The organism is Candidatus Omnitrophota bacterium (assembly GCA_030688425.1).
In the GTDB taxonomy this organism is placed as follows: Bacteria; Omnitrophota; Gorgyraeia; order Zapsychrales; family JANLHA01; genus JAUYIB01.
Genome location: JAUYIB010000016.1, coordinates 46520 through 64493, shown reverse-complemented (window position 1 = coordinate 64493; position 17974 = coordinate 46520). Strand labels below are relative to the sequence as shown.

General features: G+C 58.4%; 14 protein-coding genes. 1 reads left to right on the top strand and 13 read right to left on the bottom strand.

The window, feature by feature from the left end:
- Nucleotides 1-29: 29 nt before the first annotated feature.
- The 12 genes from carA to gltB form a co-directional block, all read right to left on the bottom strand.
- Nucleotides 30-1148, bottom strand: a complete 1119-nt coding sequence (carA, locus tag Q8Q08_06075; GenBank protein ID MDP2653586.1) for a glutamine-hydrolyzing carbamoyl-phosphate synthase small subunit — start codon at nt 1146-1148, stop codon at nt 30-32.
- A 107-nt stretch (nt 1149-1255) separates the two neighbouring features.
- Nucleotides 1256-2104: an inositol monophosphatase family protein gene (locus Q8Q08_06070; GenBank protein ID MDP2653585.1), complete on the bottom strand. Its 849-nt coding sequence runs from the start codon at nt 2102-2104 to the stop codon at nt 1256-1258.
- A 64-nt stretch (nt 2105-2168) separates the two neighbouring features.
- On the bottom strand, nt 2169-3662 hold the full coding sequence (locus Q8Q08_06065) for a glycerol-3-phosphate dehydrogenase/oxidase (GenBank protein ID MDP2653584.1): 1494 nt from the start codon (nt 3660-3662) through the stop codon (nt 2169-2171).
- Complete coding sequence (gene glpK / locus Q8Q08_06060) at nt 3659-5146, bottom strand: glycerol kinase GlpK (GenBank protein ID MDP2653583.1); 1488 nt, start codon at nt 5144-5146, stop codon at nt 3659-3661. Before glpK ends, Q8Q08_06065 begins: the two co-directional genes overlap by 4 nt.
- Before the next feature lie 26 nt (nt 5147-5172).
- Nucleotides 5173-5742 (bottom strand): hypothetical protein, encoded by a 570-nt coding sequence (locus Q8Q08_06055; protein ID MDP2653582.1) that lies wholly within the window; start codon nt 5740-5742, stop codon nt 5173-5175.
- 13 nt (nt 5743-5755) lie between these two features.
- Nucleotides 5756-6403, bottom strand: a complete 648-nt coding sequence (locus Q8Q08_06050) for a hypothetical protein (GenBank protein ID MDP2653581.1) — start codon at nt 6401-6403, stop codon at nt 5756-5758.
- Nucleotides 6403-7101 (bottom strand): hypothetical protein, encoded by a 699-nt coding sequence (locus tag Q8Q08_06045; protein ID MDP2653580.1) that lies wholly within the window; start codon nt 7099-7101, stop codon nt 6403-6405. Before Q8Q08_06045 ends, Q8Q08_06050 begins: the two co-directional genes overlap by 1 nt.
- A complete protein-coding gene (gene lnt / locus Q8Q08_06040) occupies nt 7088-8575 on the bottom strand; it encodes an apolipoprotein N-acyltransferase (protein MDP2653579.1) in 1488 nt (495 codons plus the stop codon). Before lnt ends, Q8Q08_06045 begins: the two co-directional genes overlap by 14 nt.
- Before the next feature lie 4 nt (nt 8576-8579).
- Entirely contained in the window at nt 8580-9293 is a 714-nt protein-coding gene (locus Q8Q08_06035; GenBank protein MDP2653578.1) for a hypothetical protein, read from the bottom strand.
- Nucleotides 9294-9311: 18 nt separating this feature from the next.
- On the bottom strand, nt 9312-9860 hold the full coding sequence (locus Q8Q08_06030; GenBank protein ID MDP2653577.1) for a tetratricopeptide repeat protein: 549 nt from the start codon (nt 9858-9860) through the stop codon (nt 9312-9314).
- 26 nt (nt 9861-9886) lie between these two features.
- Nucleotides 9887-11338, bottom strand: a complete 1452-nt coding sequence (locus Q8Q08_06025; GenBank protein ID MDP2653576.1) for a glutamate synthase subunit beta — start codon at nt 11336-11338, stop codon at nt 9887-9889.
- A 31-nt stretch (nt 11339-11369) separates the two neighbouring features.
- Nucleotides 11370-15911, bottom strand: coding sequence for a glutamate synthase large subunit (gltB, locus tag Q8Q08_06020; GenBank protein MDP2653575.1), 4542 nt, complete (start codon nt 15909-15911; stop codon nt 11370-11372).
- Here gltB and Q8Q08_06015 point away from each other — a divergent pair.
- The gene (locus tag Q8Q08_06015; protein ID MDP2653574.1) at nt 15900-16292 is read left to right on the top strand and encodes a hypothetical protein; all 393 of its coding nucleotides are present in this window, start codon (nt 15900-15902) and stop codon (nt 16290-16292) included. The genes gltB and Q8Q08_06015 overlap by 12 nt on opposite strands.
- On the opposite strand, the gene Q8Q08_06010 is transcribed toward Q8Q08_06015, so the two are convergent.
- On the bottom strand, nt 16274-17953 hold the full coding sequence (locus Q8Q08_06010; GenBank protein ID MDP2653573.1) for an NAD+ synthase: 1680 nt from the start codon (nt 17951-17953) through the stop codon (nt 16274-16276). The two genes, Q8Q08_06015 and Q8Q08_06010, sit on opposite strands and share 19 nt — an antisense overlap.
- Between the last annotated feature and the right edge of the window lie 21 nt (nt 17954-17974).

Sequence of the window (17974 nt, the reverse complement as noted above, 5' to 3'; positions counted from 1 at the left end):
AGTCAGAAGCCACTTCTTTCATCTGACCTCTAACTTCCGACTTCTGACTCTTTATTTTTTTTCATCATCTCAATAAAATGCTTAAAAAGATACTGCGCGTCGTGCGGGCCCGGCGCCGCTTCGGGGTGATGCTGGACCGAGAGGATCGGAAACTTTTTGTGCCGAAGGCCTTCCACGGTCTGGTCGTTGAGGTTGACATCAATCATCTCCACATCCTGGGACTTCAAGCTGTTGATGTCCACGCAGAAGCCGTGATTCTGGGACGTGATGCCGATCCGGTTGTCCAGCAGGTCCTTGACCGGATGGTTGACGCCGTGATGGCCGAACCTGAGCTTGTAGGTCTTGCCGCCCAGGGCCAGCCCGAGGATCTGGTGACCGAGGCAGATGCCGAAGATCGGGACAACGCCGAACATCTTGCGAACGGTCTCGATGACGTAGTTGACCACCGCCGGATCGCCGGGACCGTTCGATAAAAACAGCCCGTCCGGACGAACGGCCTTGATCTCGTCGGCCGCGGCCGTGGCCGGGAACACGTGGATCTCGCAGCCCAGCTTGGCCAGGATACGCAGGATGTTAAGTTTGATCCCGCAGTCGATCGCGGCCACGCGGAAACGCGGGGCGTTGAGGTATTGGCCTTCGGCGGGCCACACATATTTGTCTTTGGCGGTCACGGTCTTGACCCAGTCCGCGCCTTCCATGGACGGCACGGCCGCGATCTTGGCCGCCAGGCTCTTGGGGTCAAAGTCTTCCGTGGAAATGTATCCCTTCATGGCCCCGAACACCCGCAGATGACGGGTCAGGGCGCGGGTGTCGATGCCTTCCAGGGCGATGATCTTATTGTCGTTGAGGTATTCGACGAGGCTTCGGGTGGCGCGGTGATTGGAATGGCGGCGGCAGAATTCCTTGACGACGAACGATTTGACGTGGACTTTCGAAGACTCCACGTCCTCGTCGTTGACGCCGTAGTTCCCGATCAAGGGATACGTCATCACGACAATCTGGCCGGCGTAGGAAGGGTCGGTGAGGACCTCTTGATAACCGCTCATCGCGGTATTAAAGACAACTTCGCCTGCAGTTTCTCCCGTGACGCCGAGACTTTGGCCGTGGAACGCAGTCCCGTCTTCCAAATATAAAATCGCATCCTTCATGGGGTAATCAGAGAATAATACCGTGGGCAAGATAAATTCGAAACCTGCATCAATATATCACCATAAACTTTTTTGTCAAGGGATATCCCGGTCCGCCCGGCCCCCAATTATCGTTTTGGGCGGATTTGGCCCTTGATCAACGGATAATTTCTTTCCGACGACAAGATATAAAAATCCTTGCAGCGCCAGGTCATATCTCCCTGCCCGATGAACAGCCCTGTTTCGATGCGGTCCAGCAGCTTGCCCGTGGTGAACGACCGCATTTTCAGGCCCGCCGACTGGCAAATCGGCCATGAGCCGGCAAAATCCCAGATGTTGGAATTAAAAAACGACCCGCAACCCCGGCCCACCGCAGGCCAGCAAAGGTCCACCACCGCGCTGTTGGACAGCATGACCGTGCAAAACCGCTCATCCCACTCATAATCCTTGAAATAATCGTCCGAACCGAAAAAGATGGACTGGACCGTGATCTCCTGGTCCACCGGCCGGATGCGGACCGCCGCCGCCTGGCCGGTGAAGGCGCTCTTCACAAAATACGAGTCCCGGCCGTCGCAATAAAACAACTCGTGCAGCATCGGAAAATACACCGCCCCCATCCACGGCTGAAGATCTTTCAGGAGGCCGATAGAAACGCCGAACATGGGCATCTTGTTGGCGAAGCTGCGTGTGCCGTCGATGGGGTCAACGACCCAAACATAGGGGAACGACTCCAGGATCGCCTGGTCGAAATAATGCGCCAGGTTCTTGTCTTCCTCATCAATCAAAAGGTGTTTGGTGGTCGCGATCTCCGGCTGCAGAGAATGACGGATAAAAGCGGAAATCTCGAGGTCCGCCCGGGTCAGGATGGACTGGTCCGGCTTGACGCTGGGTGCGCTGTCATCGATCAGAGACAGGGCGATCTCCCCGCCCCGCTTGACCATATCCAGCATTTTATTCAAAAGGTGCTTTTCAACCATCTAAGGACCTTTTTCAACCTCGGAGGTTGAAAAAATCAAACCTCCGAGGTTTTACTTTCTGTTTTTATGACGATAAATACTGGTCAATCACTTGCCGGTATTTCTCGATCTCCCCGCAACCGTCGTATCCGACCCCCAGCCGGCGGAAAAGGATGTCTTTCGGGGAGCGGGCCATTTCGACGCGGATCGAATACAAGACCTGGGCGCCGATATGTTCATGGCAGGAACAAATTCTGTTTTTGAGCTCCGGGGCTTCCCGGGTCAAATCCAGGACAGCCGCGTAGCGCGTCCCGTACTTTCCCATCACATGCTCAATAGTTTCCCTATCTATACCATACTTTCGGGCCGCCTCCAAAGGGCTTTCCGTGATTTTGCCGCCGCCGTAGACCGCGTAATCATCCGAATCCGGCCCGGTCCGCCGGCCGGCGACAAGGGCGACACACGCCAGGGCGATCCGCCGGTAGGTCGTGTATTTCCCGCCGGTCACGAACACAATTCCCGACGGGGACTCTTCAAACGCGTGCCGGCGGGACACCCTGGACGGAGCGCCGGCGCGGTAGGCCAGCGGCCGCAGGCCCGCGAACGACCCCACGACATCTGTCCGGCCAAACGGCGTCTCCGGAAAAAGCCGGTTGGTTTCCTTGAGCAGATACTCGATGTCATCCTCGGCAACCGCGACCTGGTCCGGATCCCCGTGATAATCCGTGTCCGTGGTGCCGATCAGGGACCGGCCCATCCAGGGAATAATGAAGAAAATGCGGCCGTTGTCCCGCGTCTGGACAAACAGCGCTGAATCGCTGACTTTGCGCCGGCAGATAATGTGCGCGCCTTTGGTGGTCCTGACCTTCTGCCCGCCGCCCGGGCTGTCCATCCCCCAGACGCCCGGCGTCCATGGCCCGACGGCACAAACGATTTTTCCGGCGCGGATCTCAAAATTTCTGTTCTGCAACACATCCCTGGCCTTCACGCCCACGGCCCGCCCGGATTCCTTGACAAAACCGGTCACTTCCGTGTAATTGGCCGCGTGCGCTCCTGCGGCCCGCGCCGCCAGAACGTTTTCCAGGCACAGCCGGGCATCATCCGTCTGCGCGTCAAAATATTCGACTCCGCCTATGAGCCCTTCCCGCTTGATCCCCGGGATCCTGCTCAAAATATCCTCAGCGGACAGGGCCTGATGCCGGCCGACGCGGTAACGCCCGCTCAGGGCGTCATAAAGCCAAACCCCCGCCTTCATCATCCACAGGGATCGGGGGTCTTCGCGATAAACGGGAATCAGGAAGGACAACGGCTTGACAAGATGGGGCGCGGCGTTGAGCTGGATCAGACGCTCGTGAAGAGCTTCACGGACAAGGCCGAACTCAAAATTTTCCAGATACCTCAACCCGCCGTGGATCAGCTTGCTGGACTTACTGGACGTGCCGCTGGCGAAGTCGCCTTTCTCCACGAGCGCGACCTTCATCCCCTGACGGGACGCGACATTGGCGATCGCCGCGCCGTTGATGCCGCCGCCGATGACGAGAAAATCATAAGGACCGGAGAAGGTATCGATGGAATTCATCGGGAACGGGCTTGCCGGACGGCTTTCTTCCATCCGTCATACAGGCGCTGCCGGACCGTCGGGGACATCCGGGGGGCAAAGACCTTGTCCGGCCGCACCAGGCGCGAAAGAGCTTCTTTCCCGGCCCACACGCCGGCTGTGACGCCGGCCAGCAACGCCGCGCCGCGGGCTGTGGATTCCACCATCGCGGGCCTGACGATCCGGCAGTTGAGCATGTCGGCCTGAAACTGCATGAGAAAATTATTTTGACAGGCGCCGCCGTCCACGTTCAGTTCGCTGATCCGCCGGCCGTATTCTTCCTGCATAAGATCAAAAACATCCTTTGTCTGATACGCGACGGACTCCAGCGCCGCGCGGATGATGTGGCGGACGTTGGCCCCGCGTGTCAGCCCGGAAATGATCCCGCGCGCCTCGGCGTCCCAGTACGGAGCCCCGAGCCCGGTAAAGGCAGGCACAAAATACACGCCGTTGGAATCAACGAGACCTGCCGCGGCTTTTTCCGAATCTGCGGACGACGGGATGACCCTCAGTTCGTCGCGCAGCCATTGGACCACGGCCCCGGCGACGAACACAGATCCCTCCAGCGCGTAAACCGGACGGCCCAGATCGTCGCTGGCCAGCGTAGTCAGCAATCCTTTCTTCGAATAAACCGGTTTCCGGCCGGTGTTGAGGACCAGAAAGCATCCTGTCCCGTAAGTATTCTTGACCGAACCGGGTTCAAAACACCCCTGCCCGTAAAGGGCCGCCTGTTGGTCGCCGAGGACGCCGGTAATAGGGATCCCGTCGGGAAGCCCGGCCGCGCGGGCCGTGCAGCCGAAAATACTGCCGGAATTTCGCACCTGCGGCAACAAGGAAACCGGAATCCCGAAGGCCTTGAGCAATTCCTTGTCCCAGGCCAGACTGCGGATATTGAAAATGAGCGTGCGCGAGGCGTTGGTGACGTCGGTCGCATGGGACTGGCCTCCGGTCAATTTCCAAATCAGCCAGCTGTCGATCGTCCCGAAGCAGAGGTCCCCTTTCAACGCCCGGGACCTGACGCCGGGGACATGGTCCAGCATCCACTTGATTTTTGTGCCGGAAAAATACGGATCCAAAACAAGCCCTGTCTTGCGGCGAAGGACCGGACGCAGGGACTGGAAACGTTTCTCACGGCACATCTCCGCAGTCCGCCGGCACTGCCAGACGATCGCGCGGCTCACGGGGCGGGAGGTTTTCCGGTCCCAGACCACGGTCGTCTCGCGCTGGTTCGTGATGCCGATGCCGGCGATCCGGTCCGCGCCCCCGCCGGAACGGCGAAGGGCCTCCCGGATGACGTTCACACAGGATTTCCATATTTCCTCGGCATCATGTTCCACCCAGCCGGGTTTCGGATAATACTGCCGGAATTCCTGATACGCGCTCGCCACCACGCGTCCCGACGCGTCCATGAGGACGGCGCGGGAACCGGTCGTTCCCTGGTCAATGGCCAACACCCATGGCTTCATCGCAGACAGCCTCCAGATCAAATGCGTTACTCTTTTTTCACCCGTTTGAAATCAATGTCCACCTTGCCGGTGAACGCCTCGTCGGCATACGTCAACAATAGTTCACGATTCTTGGTTTGGGAAGAAGAGATAATCTTGATGTGGTCATCCACCTGCAGGAACTCCACATCAATCTTCTTTTCTTCCAGCATTTTATTGCCCCAGTCAGGATCCAGCGCCTGCAGTTTCAAATCATCGCCGTTCCGGCACAACCGGTAAACAGTATGGAAAGCCACGACCTGATCCTGAAAAAAGTTTTCACCTTCGCGTTCCTGAGGGAACATGTCCAAAAACGTGTCCTTCCCGAGCTTGAACAACTGGCCGGTGAACGGACGCGATTCCTCGTCCTTCTCTCTCGCAGTCACCCGATACGTTTTCTCATCCACAACTTCAAACGTCCACTGGAGATCCCCTTCCTTGACCTCCAGCCAAGACCCGGCCACCTGTGGATCAGACACAACGTCCGCAGGGTCATACGCGGGATGAAACGTATACAGGCACCCTGACAGGAGCGCCACCGTAACCATCAGGCAAAAATTCATGGAAAATCGCATCATCCGCTCCTTTGCGTTATAACCCCAGCCGCTGACGGTTGGCTTTGACCGCCTCGCGGTTCCCCAGGACCTTGAACGCCATCCCGTCCTTGTCCTGGCCGTTGTTAAAGTCATATTCCAGAACCGCCAGGACCCGGATGATGTTCTCCAGCGGCTGGGTCAGCATGTCCGGCGTGGCCTGCACCATGGAATCTACCATGTCCGCGTAGAAAAAAGACGACTTGTTGATCGTCACGCCCTGACGGCGGAACCGTTCAATATAATAGGAGACCACCACGGCCTTGGCTTCCCGGTCGATCACCAACGGCCAGGCCCGGCTGGACATTTCGAAGGACGCCAGGATGTCCTTCAGATCCGCTTCCTCAACCACCTCGCTGTCCACCGCCCTGGCATCTGCCCTCGCTTTTTTCCGCTCTTCCTCATGGGCTCTCTGCCGGAGCTCCTTTTCCATTTTCTGTTTCTGAAGGATCATCTGCTGCTGTTGCTGAATGCTCTGCTGGCGGCCCCTCTGTTGTTTCATCTGCGCCGCGGCCCCGCCGGCGTGAGTGAAAGACACGAAGATGGAAAACAGAAGATGGAAAATCGAAAAAAAAGCGACAACCCTCAAGTCCACACCATCATGCCCTTTTCCATCTTCCATTTCCAATTCTCGATTTTCGCTCATCACTTCATCCCCACCCGTCGCTTATTCGCCCGGAACGCAGTTTCGTCCGTCAGGATCGTCCTGGCCAAGGCGTCCTTGTTCTCCCCGCTGTCATAATCGTATTCAACGATGGCCACGACCCTCAAGAGCTGGTCGAACGGCTGGCGCAGCATCTCGGGATTGTTCCGGGACATGGCGTTGATGAGATTGACGTAATAAATGGCGGGCTTCCGGATCTCGACGTTGAACTGACGGTACAGATCGACATACCGCGCCACCACCAGCATCTTGATGCGCATGTCGGTGATCATCGGCCACATTTCACTCGACTTGTCAAATTCCTGAAAAAGCATGGCCAGGTCCGACCCGCCGGAAGCTGCCGGCGCCGGACGGGGTGCGGGCTGGGACGAACGGGACGGGACCGACACCGGCGAGCGGGCCTGCCCCCCCGGGGAACTCATCAGAACCCGGCCGGACGGATAAACGGTCTCGGCCTTTTTCGGAGCAGGGGCGGGCTTGGCTTCCTCTTCTTGCGGCTCTTCAGCAGGGCGGACAGGGGCGCGGGGAGCCGGGCGTGTCCGGATCTGGGGCGCCTGAACGCGGACATTCCGGCGGGCGGCGGCCCCGCTGGCGTGGGAGGAAGACACGAAGATTGAAAATAGAAAATGGAAGATGGAAAAAACCAGTAAAACCCGTCCCATGTGCTTACGATTTCCCATCTTCCCTCTTCGATCTTCCATCCTCGATGCGGCCTCTCAACAGGACAAAAATAATTATAACAAAACCCAGGCAAAACACCGCAAAAACATCGCCGATTTTGCCGTAAAGAGAACGGCCCCGGCCGGGAGCCACGGTAAAAACGCCGGTATCTCCTCGGTTCGGCGAGAGCGAAGACACGATCCTCCCCCTGGGATCAATGAGGCAGGTCACGCCGGTGTTGGCGACGCGCACCACCGGGATCCGATTCTCAACAGCCCGCATGACGCTGTTCTGCAGATGCATCATCAGCCCCGCGTCCTGGCGGAACCACCCGTCATTGAGAAGGACAACCGCCCATCCGATGTCCTCCGCCGACTCATCGCGGAACACAGAGGCAATGGTGTCTTCGGAACAGATGGTCACGGCGAACCGGCCGTGCCCCGGCAGATCAAAAAGTCCGGGCTTGTCCCCTGCCAGAAAACTCTGGCTGCGAAGGCCCAGGATTTCAAAAATCCTCTGCAATCTCCCGCCCGGCAAATATTCGCTGAAAGGGACCAGATACCTTTTGTGATAGATCCCGGAAACATCACCGCTCCGGTCCAGCAGAACCGCGCTGTTGCGGTTCAATGCGCCTTCGAACAAAGCCGCGCCGATGAGAAACGGCACACCCGCAGCCCGGACCGTTTCCTGCACCGCGCTTTTCAACGTCTCATCCTGCAAAAAGTCCGATGAAACGGCGGTTTCCGGCCAGATCACCAGATCCGGACGGCCCTTTTCCAGGCACTCCCGTGACAGCACGGCCTGCTGCCGGACATGTCCCGCGACTTTTTCCGGATCGGTCTTTTCCAGGGAATCGATGTTGGGCTGGACCGCGCAGACAGACAACGACCCCGGGGAAACAGCGGACGGACGATCTCCCAGGGCATGGTATCCATATCCCAAGACCAGCACAATGGCGCCTGCCCCGGCGGTCAGGACAAAGGTCCGGTGCCGGGCATCTTTCCAGCAAAGATAAACGGCCGCATTGACCAGGACCACAACGAATGACACAGCAAATGACCCCAGCGCGCCGGCTACCTGGATGACCGGGGGGACAAAGGCCTGGGACAACCCGGTGTTCCAGGAAAAACCGGACATCAAAAGCGCGCGCAGGAATTCCGCCGCGACCCACAGGGCGGGGACATAAAACAAAAGAATCGGCGTTGGAAAACGGCGGTAAAGAAATGAGAACAGGACCGGCTGGAGCGCGAGAATGATCGTCAGCAAAAGATAACCCGAAAAGCTGTAAGGAATCAACCACTGGGTCACCAGTGCGTAAAAGACCAAACCGAATACGCATCCGGCCATTAGGCGGCGGGACAACGACGGATTTTCCAGAAGGACAAAAAGCGGAACGATCGAAACCCAGGCAAGGAACGGCAATCCCCGGGGGAACAACACATTGGGGAAAGACAGATAAGACAAGAGTGCCGCAGCGGCGGCGAAAAAAATCATACCATCAAAATTGCATGACTTTGGGCGCGGGATTGGATTCCGGCGGCATAGGCGGTTGCGCGGCGTCCGGCTGCGGGTTCTCGGGCTGAACGTCATCTGGATCAGGAACCGGTTGCCCTTCAACCTCCCCCTCGGGCTCTCCTTCCGTTTTCCAGAACTTTTCCCGCGTGGCGTTCTCTTCTTTCATCCGGTCCTGCTGGAGAAGGACATCCTGGCGGCGCTTGCGTTCTTCAAAGTCCCTGCGCCAGCCCTCCTGACCATCAGCCTTTGCAGGCCCATTGACCGGTGATTCGATGAAGATATCCCGGTGCAGGTCCTCCCGCCCAAACCGCAATTTACGTTCTTCTTTTTGGAATTCCCGCAGGTTGGACTGAAATTGACTCTTCAAATGATCCTGCTTGGCCTTAAACTCCCTGATCAAATCCTGCCTGGCCGGACTGGAAGGAGTCTCTTCCAAAACCTTTTTAAAATCCTCTTCCATGGCGTCCCGCTGGAGTTCATACCCATTTTTCAATTCCTTCTGCTTTTCCTGCAGCTCCCTAACGCGGGGGTCTTCCGGCTTGGCAGGGACTTCGGTATTGGAGACAGGCCCATTGACCATATTGGCATCACCGGCCAACAACGGTTTCTGTCCAGTCGGAAAGAACACCGCCATGGCCATCGCCGCCGCCAAAAACGGCAACGCCGTAAACCGACATGATCGAATAGAGGCCGTCATGACGCTTCTCCTGAACCGTTATTGGGTCTTGGCTGCATCAGAGGAGGAAGGGGCACCCTCCACCTGCATCAGGCCCTGCAAAAGGGCAACAGACCGCAAAAACTTTTCCTGGTCTTTATCCTCCTGAAAAATCTCCACGCTTCTCTGCGCGTTCGCCTGGGCCGCTTCACGATCGCCGGCCAATCCCTGGCTGAAGGCCAAAAGATAGAAAAGCTCGCCGCTTGACGGGGCGACCCGCGTCCCGGCCTCGAAGGTGTCACTGGCGCGGTTAAAATCCCCCAAACGCAGGTATGTCTGCCCCAGGATCAGGTATCCTGCCGGATCGCGCGGATTTTTTTTAATCGCCTCGTCGAAATTCTTGATCGCCGAGGACACGTCCGCTTCGCGCAGGGATTGCAACCCGGCGCTGATCTGACCCGCGTTGCTGCCCGTGGCCTGGCCCGTGGTCACAAGCTGTTGAAATTCGGCCATGCCGGCCTCATTTTTTTTGTCCTGCTGGGATTGCTGAGATCCCCCGCACCCGCTGAAAACAAACATCACGATCAACACCATCACCAATTTGTTCATGGAAGCCTCCTCGAAAGGTAAAGAATCTATTTTATCGCACCGCTCTCCTTCGCGCTCATCAAATACCCGTGGACTCCTTCCGCGGCGGCGCGGCCTTCATTGATCGCCCAGACCACCAGGGACTGGCCGCGGCGCATATCGCCGGCGGCAAAAATCCCGGGAACACTGGTCATGCGGTTATTGTCCGTCTTGACGTTCCCCCGCTCGTCCAAGGCAACGCCCAATTCCTGGAGCATCCCGTTTTTCACAGGCCCCAGGAACCCCAGGGCCAAAAGAACGAGATCCGCGTCCACCTCAAACTCGGAGCCGGGAATCTCTTTCATGTCCCGGCGCCCAGTCTTGGGGTCTTTCGGGCCGAACTCCAGCCGCACGGCATGGAGTTTCTTGACACGGCCGTTTTCTCCGCTGAAGCGCTTTGTCATGACCCCGTAATCGCGCTCGCATCCCTCATCATGGGAAGTGGAAGACCTTTCAATGAAGGCCCACTGCGGCCACGGATTGTCAGCGTCGCGGGACTTGGGAGGACGGGCCAGCAGTTCAAAATTATAAACCTGTTTGGCGCCCTGGCGGTTGGACGTCCCGATGCAGTCGGAACCGGTGTCTCCGCCGCCGAGAACGACCACGCTCTTCCCTTCGGCCAGGATCCGGTCTTCCGCCTTGATGTGCTGGCCCATGTTGACCCGGTTCTGCTGGGCCAAAAATTCCATGGCGAAATGAATGCCTTTCAGCTCTCGGCCTGGAATCGGAATATCCCGCGGCTGTTCCGCTCCCCCGCAAAGCACAACCGCGTCATGCTTACCGGCCAATTCCCGGGCCGAAACATCAACCCCCACATGAACCCCGGCCTTGATTTTCACGCCCTCCTGTTCCATGCGTTTGACCCGCCGCTTGACGACCCATTTCCCCAGCTTGAAATCCGGGATGCCGAACATGAGAAGCCCGCCCACCTCTTCATTCTTCTCATAAACGGTGACCGTATGGCCGGCCTTGTTAAGCTGGTCCGCGCAGGCCAAGCCCGCCGGGCCTGACCCGACAACAGCGACTTTCAAGCCCGTCCGATGCTTCGGAGAAAGCGGCTTGATAAAACCTTCCTCATAAGCCTTTTCAATGATCGAAACTTCGATATTCTTGATGGTCACCGGCGGCGCATTGATCCCCAGAACGCAGGAATTTTCGCATGGCGCCGGGCAGACCCGGCCGGTGAATTCCGGAAAATTGTTCGTCTTGTGCAGCCGCTCAATGGCTTCCTGCCAGCGGTTATTATAAACCAAGTCATTCCAGTCGGGAATAATATTTCCGATCGGACAGCCGGACTGACAGAACGGGACCCCGCAGTCCATGCAGCGGGCGCCCTGCTTGCGCAGGTCCTCCTCCGGCATCTCCAGGTAGAATTCTTTCCAATGCCTGATGCGGTCCGGGGCGGGCTGTTTATGAAAATCTTCCCGGTCGTATTTCATGAAACCCTTGGCGTCGCCCATGCAGCAGGATCCTTTCTCAACAAAGAAAAATTTATCTGTTCACGCCCGCCGTCGGGGCGGAAGGCTGCGCGGCCTTGGCCGCCTCTTCCACCACCCGGCGGTAATCAACCGGATAGACCTTCACGAACTGCCCCACGACGCTGTCCCAGCGTTCCAGGACGTCCTTGGCCACCGTGCTGCTCGTATACTGGACGTGCTTTTCCACCAGCGACCGGATCTCCCGAATGTCGGCAGGATCCTGCACCGGAAAAATCTCGACCATGCCCAGGTTGCAACGATTTCTAAAATTGCCGTCCTTGTCCCAAACATAGGCGATCCCGCCGCTCATCCCGGCCGCAAAGTTGCGACCTGTCGGGCCGATGACCACGACCCGCCCTCCGGTCATATACTCGCACCCGTGGTCGCCGATCCCTTCGACGACCGCGTGGGCGCCGCTGTTGCGCACCGCGAAACGCTCGCCGGCAAGCCCGCGGAAGAAGACTTCCCCGGAAATCGCGCCATAAAGCACCACGTTGCCGACAATGATATTTTTCTCGGGAACAAACGTGGCCTTTTTCGGCGGATAAATGACAAGCCGGCCGCCCGAGAGCCCTTTCCCGACGTAATCGTTGGCGTCGCCTTCCAGGGTCAAAGTCACCCCGCGCGACAAAAATGCGCCAAAGCTCTGCCCGGCCGAGCCTTCAAAGTTGATCTGGATCGTTTCCTCCGGCAATCCAGACAGCCCGTGGCGCCGCGCGATCTCAGAGCTCAGCATCGTCCCGACGGTCCGGTTGGTGTTATGGATCGGGCAGCTGTAACGCACCGGTTTTTTGTGCTGGATGGCTTCAAGGCAGACCTCGATCAATTTGTTATCGAGCGCCTTTTCCAGGCCGTGGTCCTGGCGGCTCACGTGGGAAATGGCCACGTGACGGGGCACGTCCGGCTTATGAAGGATATTCGTCAGGTCAATGCCCTTGGCCTTCCAGTGACCGATGAGATCCTGGGTGTCCAGCACATCCACCCGGCCGACCATCTCCTGGAAACGGCGAAAGCCGAGCTGGGCCATGATCTCGCGGACCTCCTCGGCCACAAACGTAAAAAAGGCGGCCACGTCATCGGGCGAACCTGTGAACTTTTTCCGCAATTCCGGGTCCTGGGTGGCGATTCCGACGGAGCAGGTGTTCAGATGGCATTTACGCAAAAGGATACAGCCCATCGTCACCAGGGCGATCGTGGCAAAACCAAACTCGTCCGCCCCGAGCATCGCGGCGATGGCCACGTCGCGTCCCGTCTTGAGCTGGCCGTCGGTCTGCACGCGGATGCGGCCGCGCAGGTCGTTCATGACCAGGACCTGCTGGGTCTCGGCGATGCCAAGCTCCATGGGAAGGCCGGCATGCTTGATAGACGTCTGGGGAGAGGCCCCGGTGCCGCCCTCGTACCCGCTGATGAGAACGTGGTCGGCTTTGCCCTTGGACACGCCGGCCGCCACCGTCCCCACCCCGACCTCGGCAACAAGCTTGACGCTGACGTCCGCGCGCGGGTTGGCATTTTTCAAATCATGGATCAGCTGGGCCAGATCCTCGATGGAATAGATGTCATGGTGCGGCGGAGGGGAAATGAGCTGCACGCCCGGGGTCGTGTACCGGGTCTTTGCGATCTCCTTGCTCACCTTGTGCCCGGGAAGCTGGCCGCCCTCGCCGGGCTTCGCGCCCTGCGCCATCTTGATCTGAAGCTGGTCGGCGTTGACAAGGTATTCGATGGTGACACCGAACCGGCCCTGGGCCACCTGCTTGATGCGGCTCCGCTTGGAATCTCCGTTGGGGAGAGTTTTAAAACGTTCCGGGTCCTCGCCGCCTTCGCCTGTGTTGGAAAATCCGCCCAGGCGGTTCATGGCGACCGCCAGGGTTTCATGCGCTTCCTTGGAAATGGAGCCGTAGCTCATCGCGCCGGTGGCAAAACGTTTCACGATTTCCGACGCCGGCTCGACCTCGGCCAGGGGAATCGGATTGGCCTTCTTGAAACCGATCAGCCCCCGGATGGTGGCCAGATTCGTCTGCTGGTCGTTGACCAGCTTCGCGTATTTCTTGAAAAGCTCATAGTCCCGGCTTTTGACCGCGTGCTGAAGGGTCGCGATCGTCTGGGGGTTGAGCTGGTGGTGCTCGCCGTCGCGCCGCCAATGGTAATCGCCGCCTTCATCCAGCAGTCCGTCGTAAACATTGGTGTCGGGAAACGCGGCCTTGTGCCGGCGGATCGATTCCTCGGCAACGGTCACGATGCCGATCCCGCCGATGCGCGACGGCGTGGCCGTGAAATATTTTTCGATCAGCGCCTGCCCCAGCCCCACGGCCTCAAAGATCTGCGCGCCGCAGTAAGACTGGATCGTCGAGATCCCCATTTTGGAGATGACCTTGAAAAGCCCCTTGCGCGTGGCTTTGACAAAATTCTTGAACGCGTCCTCGGCGGTCAGCGCCGGAGGGTAGTAGCCTTTTTTCAGCTGATCTTCGATCGTCTCAAAAACCAAATACGGATTGATGGCGTTGGCGCCGTAACCGATAAGCACCGCGAAATGATGCATCTCGCGCGCCTCGCCGGTCTCGATGACCAGGCTCACCTTGGCCCGCGTCCCCTGGCGGATCAAATGATGATGCATTCCCGCGCACGCCAACAGGGCAGGGATCGCCACGTTGTCCTTATTAACGTCACGGTCGGAGATGATGAGGATCGTGTACCCCTCCTCAATGGCCTCATCGGCCTTGAGAAACAGTTCCTCCAGGGCACGCTCCAGCCCGGACGGGCCGTTGCTCAACGGAAAAACCGCGGACAAGGTCGCGGCCTTCAGTCCGCCCTTGTTGACCTGCCGGACCTTTTCCAGTTCTTTATTCTTCAGGATCGGGCGCGGCAGGCGCAGGCGATGGCAATGCTGGGGCGTTTCATCCAGGAGATTGCCTTCCGAACCGAGCATGACGCCTTCATCCATGATGACCTCCTCGCGGATGGCGTCGATCGGCGGGTTGGTGACCTGGGCGAACAGCTGTTTAAAATAATTGTACAAAGGCTGTGGGCGCGTGCTCAACACCGCGATCGGCGTGTCGGCGCCCATGGACCCGGTGGCCTCCTCGCCGCTCACAGCCATCGGATACAAAATGATCTTAAGATCCTCAAGGGTGTAACCGAACGCCCGCTGGCGCCCCAGAATTTTTTTTTCGTTGAGGCCGTGCACCTTCTTCGGCTCCGGGAGGTCGTTGATGTCAACGATCTGATCTTTCAGCCATTGGCCATAGGGCTGGCGGGTCGCGTACGTGTTCTTCAACTCCGCGTCATCGATGATGCGGCCTTCCTGGGTGTCCACGAGGAACATCTTACCCGGCTGGAGGCGCTCCTTGAGGACCACGTTCTCCGGGGAAACCGGCAGCACGCCCGTTTCCGACGCCATGATGACCTGGTCGTCCTTGGTCACCCAGTAGCGGGAAGGGCGCAGGCCGTTGCGGTCCAGGACCGCGCCGATATAGCGCCCGTCGGTGAACGCGATGGACGCGGGACCGTCCCACGGCTCCATCAGACAGGAATGATATTCATAAAACGCCTTCTTGGCTTCCGGCATGCTCTCATGCCCGCGCCACGCCTCGGGGATCATCATCATCATGGCGTGCGGCAGGGACCGTCCGCTCAGCACCAGCATCTCCAGCACGTTGTCAAAGGTCGCCGAATCGCTGCCGTGCGGGACCACGATGGGCAGGACTTTTTTGATATCGTCGCCAAAGGCCTCGGAAACGAACTGCATCTCGCGGGGATGCATCCAGTTGATGTTGCCGCGCAGCGTGTTGATCTCGCCGTTATGGGCCATCATGCGGTAAGGGTGCGCCAGGGCCCAAGTTGGGAAGGTGTTGGTGCTGTACCGCGAATGGATCATGGCCAGGGCCGAGACCATGGCCGGGTCGGCCAGGTCCGGGAAGAACCGGTCGACCTGTTCGGCCATCAACTGCCCTTTATAAACCATGGTCTTGGTGGACAGACTGCAAAAATAGTAAAAATTGCGCTGGCTCAGGGTCGACTGCTGGACCTTGTTGTACAACCGCTTGCGGATGGTGTAAAGCTTGATATCAAGAAGCTCGGGCGGCGTATCCTTCCCGCGGCCGATGAAAAGCTGTTTGAAGGCCGGCATCACCGAACGGGCGACCTTGCCGATCTTAGTCGGGTCATGCGGGATTTCCCTCCAGCCGAGCAATTTCTGGCCTTCTTCATGAATGATGTGCTCGGTCCACTCCTCGATGACATTGCGGTCCCCGGGGCTCGGCGGCAGGAACACGATCCCGGCGCCATACTCGCCTAACGGCGGCAATTCCATGTTGATCTTGGCGCATTCCTTGCGAAGAAAGGCGTCCGGCATCTGGATGAGGAGCCCCGCGCCGTCACCGGTTTCCGGATCGCACCCGCAGGCGCCGCGGTGGGTCAAATTTTCCAGGATCTGGATCCCAGACCGGATGATCTCGTGGGATTTCTTCCCCTTGATATTGACGACAAAGCCCACCCCGCAGCTGTCATGCTCAAAACAGGGATCATACAAGCCTTGTTTGGGAGGATAATGCTCGCTCATCGCTTTTTCACTCTCGCTGGATTAGGACGGATTAGCAACGGACCGGAAACGGCCAACGTCAATCCGGAATTTCCTGATTTTTTGTCTAAGGGTGTTGCGGTTGAGGCCCAGGATACTTGCGGCGGTCAGCTGGTTTCCGGAGGAACGCTCCAGGGCTTTCTCGATCAACAGCTGTTCCATCTGGTCCATGACGCAACGGTAGACTTCGCCTCGGCCACGCGTTTGGAACGCCGTATCGACGATATCCAAATTGTTAATTTTATCTTTTTCCACTGTCAAAAGCAATTGAAAAAACAACTTCTCTGTCTTCTAATTGACTGCGGGGGCTATGTTTTAAGTCCTGCTTCAAAAACTCCGGTCCTTTATTTCGCTCCGTCATAGCCATTGGTGATCGGCAAGCGCCAGTCCTTGCCGAACGCGCGCGGAGTGATCTTGACCCCCGGAGGCGCCTGGCGCCGCTTGTATTCGCTGCGGTCGATCAACCGGATGACACGGCTCACCAGATCGCGGCCGGCCCGGCCCCGGCTCAGGCGCTCGACCGATTGATGGTCTTCCACATACCCCTTGAGGATCTCATCCAGCACGTCATACGGGGGAAGAGAATCCTGGTCCTTCTGGTTTTCCCTCAACTCCGCCGTTGGGGCGCGGTCGATGACGCTCTCCGGGATCCAGGCGCCGGACCGGTCATTGACAAAACGGGCCAGTTCATAGACGGTCGTCTTAGGGACGTCCTTGATGACCGCGAACCCGCCCGACATGTCGCCGTAAAGCGTACAATACCCTACCCCGATTTCGCTCTTGTTCCCCGTCGTCAACACCAGCCAGCCGAACTTGTTGGAAAACGTCATCAGGATCGTGCCCCGGATCCTGGCCTGAAGGTTCTCCTCCGCGAGGCCGAAGGGCAGGCCCGAGAACTCTCCTTCCAGGGTCTTGAGGAAACTCTTTAAAATATCTTCAATGGGGATTTCCAGGAAACGGATCCCCAGATTTTCGGCGGTTTGGCGCGCGTCGCTGCGCGTGCCTTCCGAGGAAAACCTCGAGGGCATGGAGACGCCGATCACGTTTTCGGCACCCAAGGCCTGCCGGGCGATCGCCGCGACCAAAGACGAATCCACGCCGCCGCTCAAACCGATGACCACTTTTTGAAAACCATTTTTCAGCACATAATCGCGCGTGCCCAGGACCAGCGCCTTGTGGATCCGTTCCACCCGGCTCAGGGGTCCCGGAGCTTTTCGCGGTGAAAGCGGGGCCTTCTTCACGCCGGGATCGGCCGATAAAACCACGGCTTTCTTCCCCGGCCTCGCCGCCCGGGGGACATCCAGGTCCGCGACAACCAGATCTTCCTCGAACTGGCGGCCGGCCGCCATGATCCGCCCCCTCGGATCCAGGACCATGCTTCCCCCGTCGAAGACCAGCTCGTCCTGGCCCCCCACAAGATTGGCGTAACAAAGATACCCTCCCGTTGACCTGGCCCTTTCCACAAGGATCTTCTTGCGCAGCTCCAGCTTCTCCCAATCGAACGGCGATGAAGAAATATTGATGATCAGCCGCGCACCGGCCCTGGCCTGGTCGCGGGAAACACTGTTCTTCACCCAAATGTCTTCACAAATATTGATCCCAATCAGGGAGCCGTTGAGCAAAAACAACGGGCTGACCACGCCTTCGGAAAAATACCGCTTTTCATCAAAAACGCCATAATTGGGAAGCTCCTTTTTATGCACAACACCGGCGATCCGGCCGCCGCTGATCACCGCCGCCGCGTTGTAAAGCCGTTTGTCCTTGCCGGTGTCCACAAAGCCGATCACAGCGCTGATCCCGCGGACCTTGCCGGCCAGGGATCTCAAGGCCCGAATCTGGTCGCGGACAAAGCGATCCTTGTGCAAAAGGTCCTCCGGCGGGTATCCGGTCACGGCGAGCTCGGGAAAGACGACGATGTCCGCCGCCTGCGCCTTGGCGCGCGACAGGGCATCCAGGATTTTCCCGCAATTCCCGGAGATGTTCCCGACGGTCGTGTTGATCTGGGCCAAAGCCACGCGGATCATTCTGTCCCCCTGCCTGTTTTT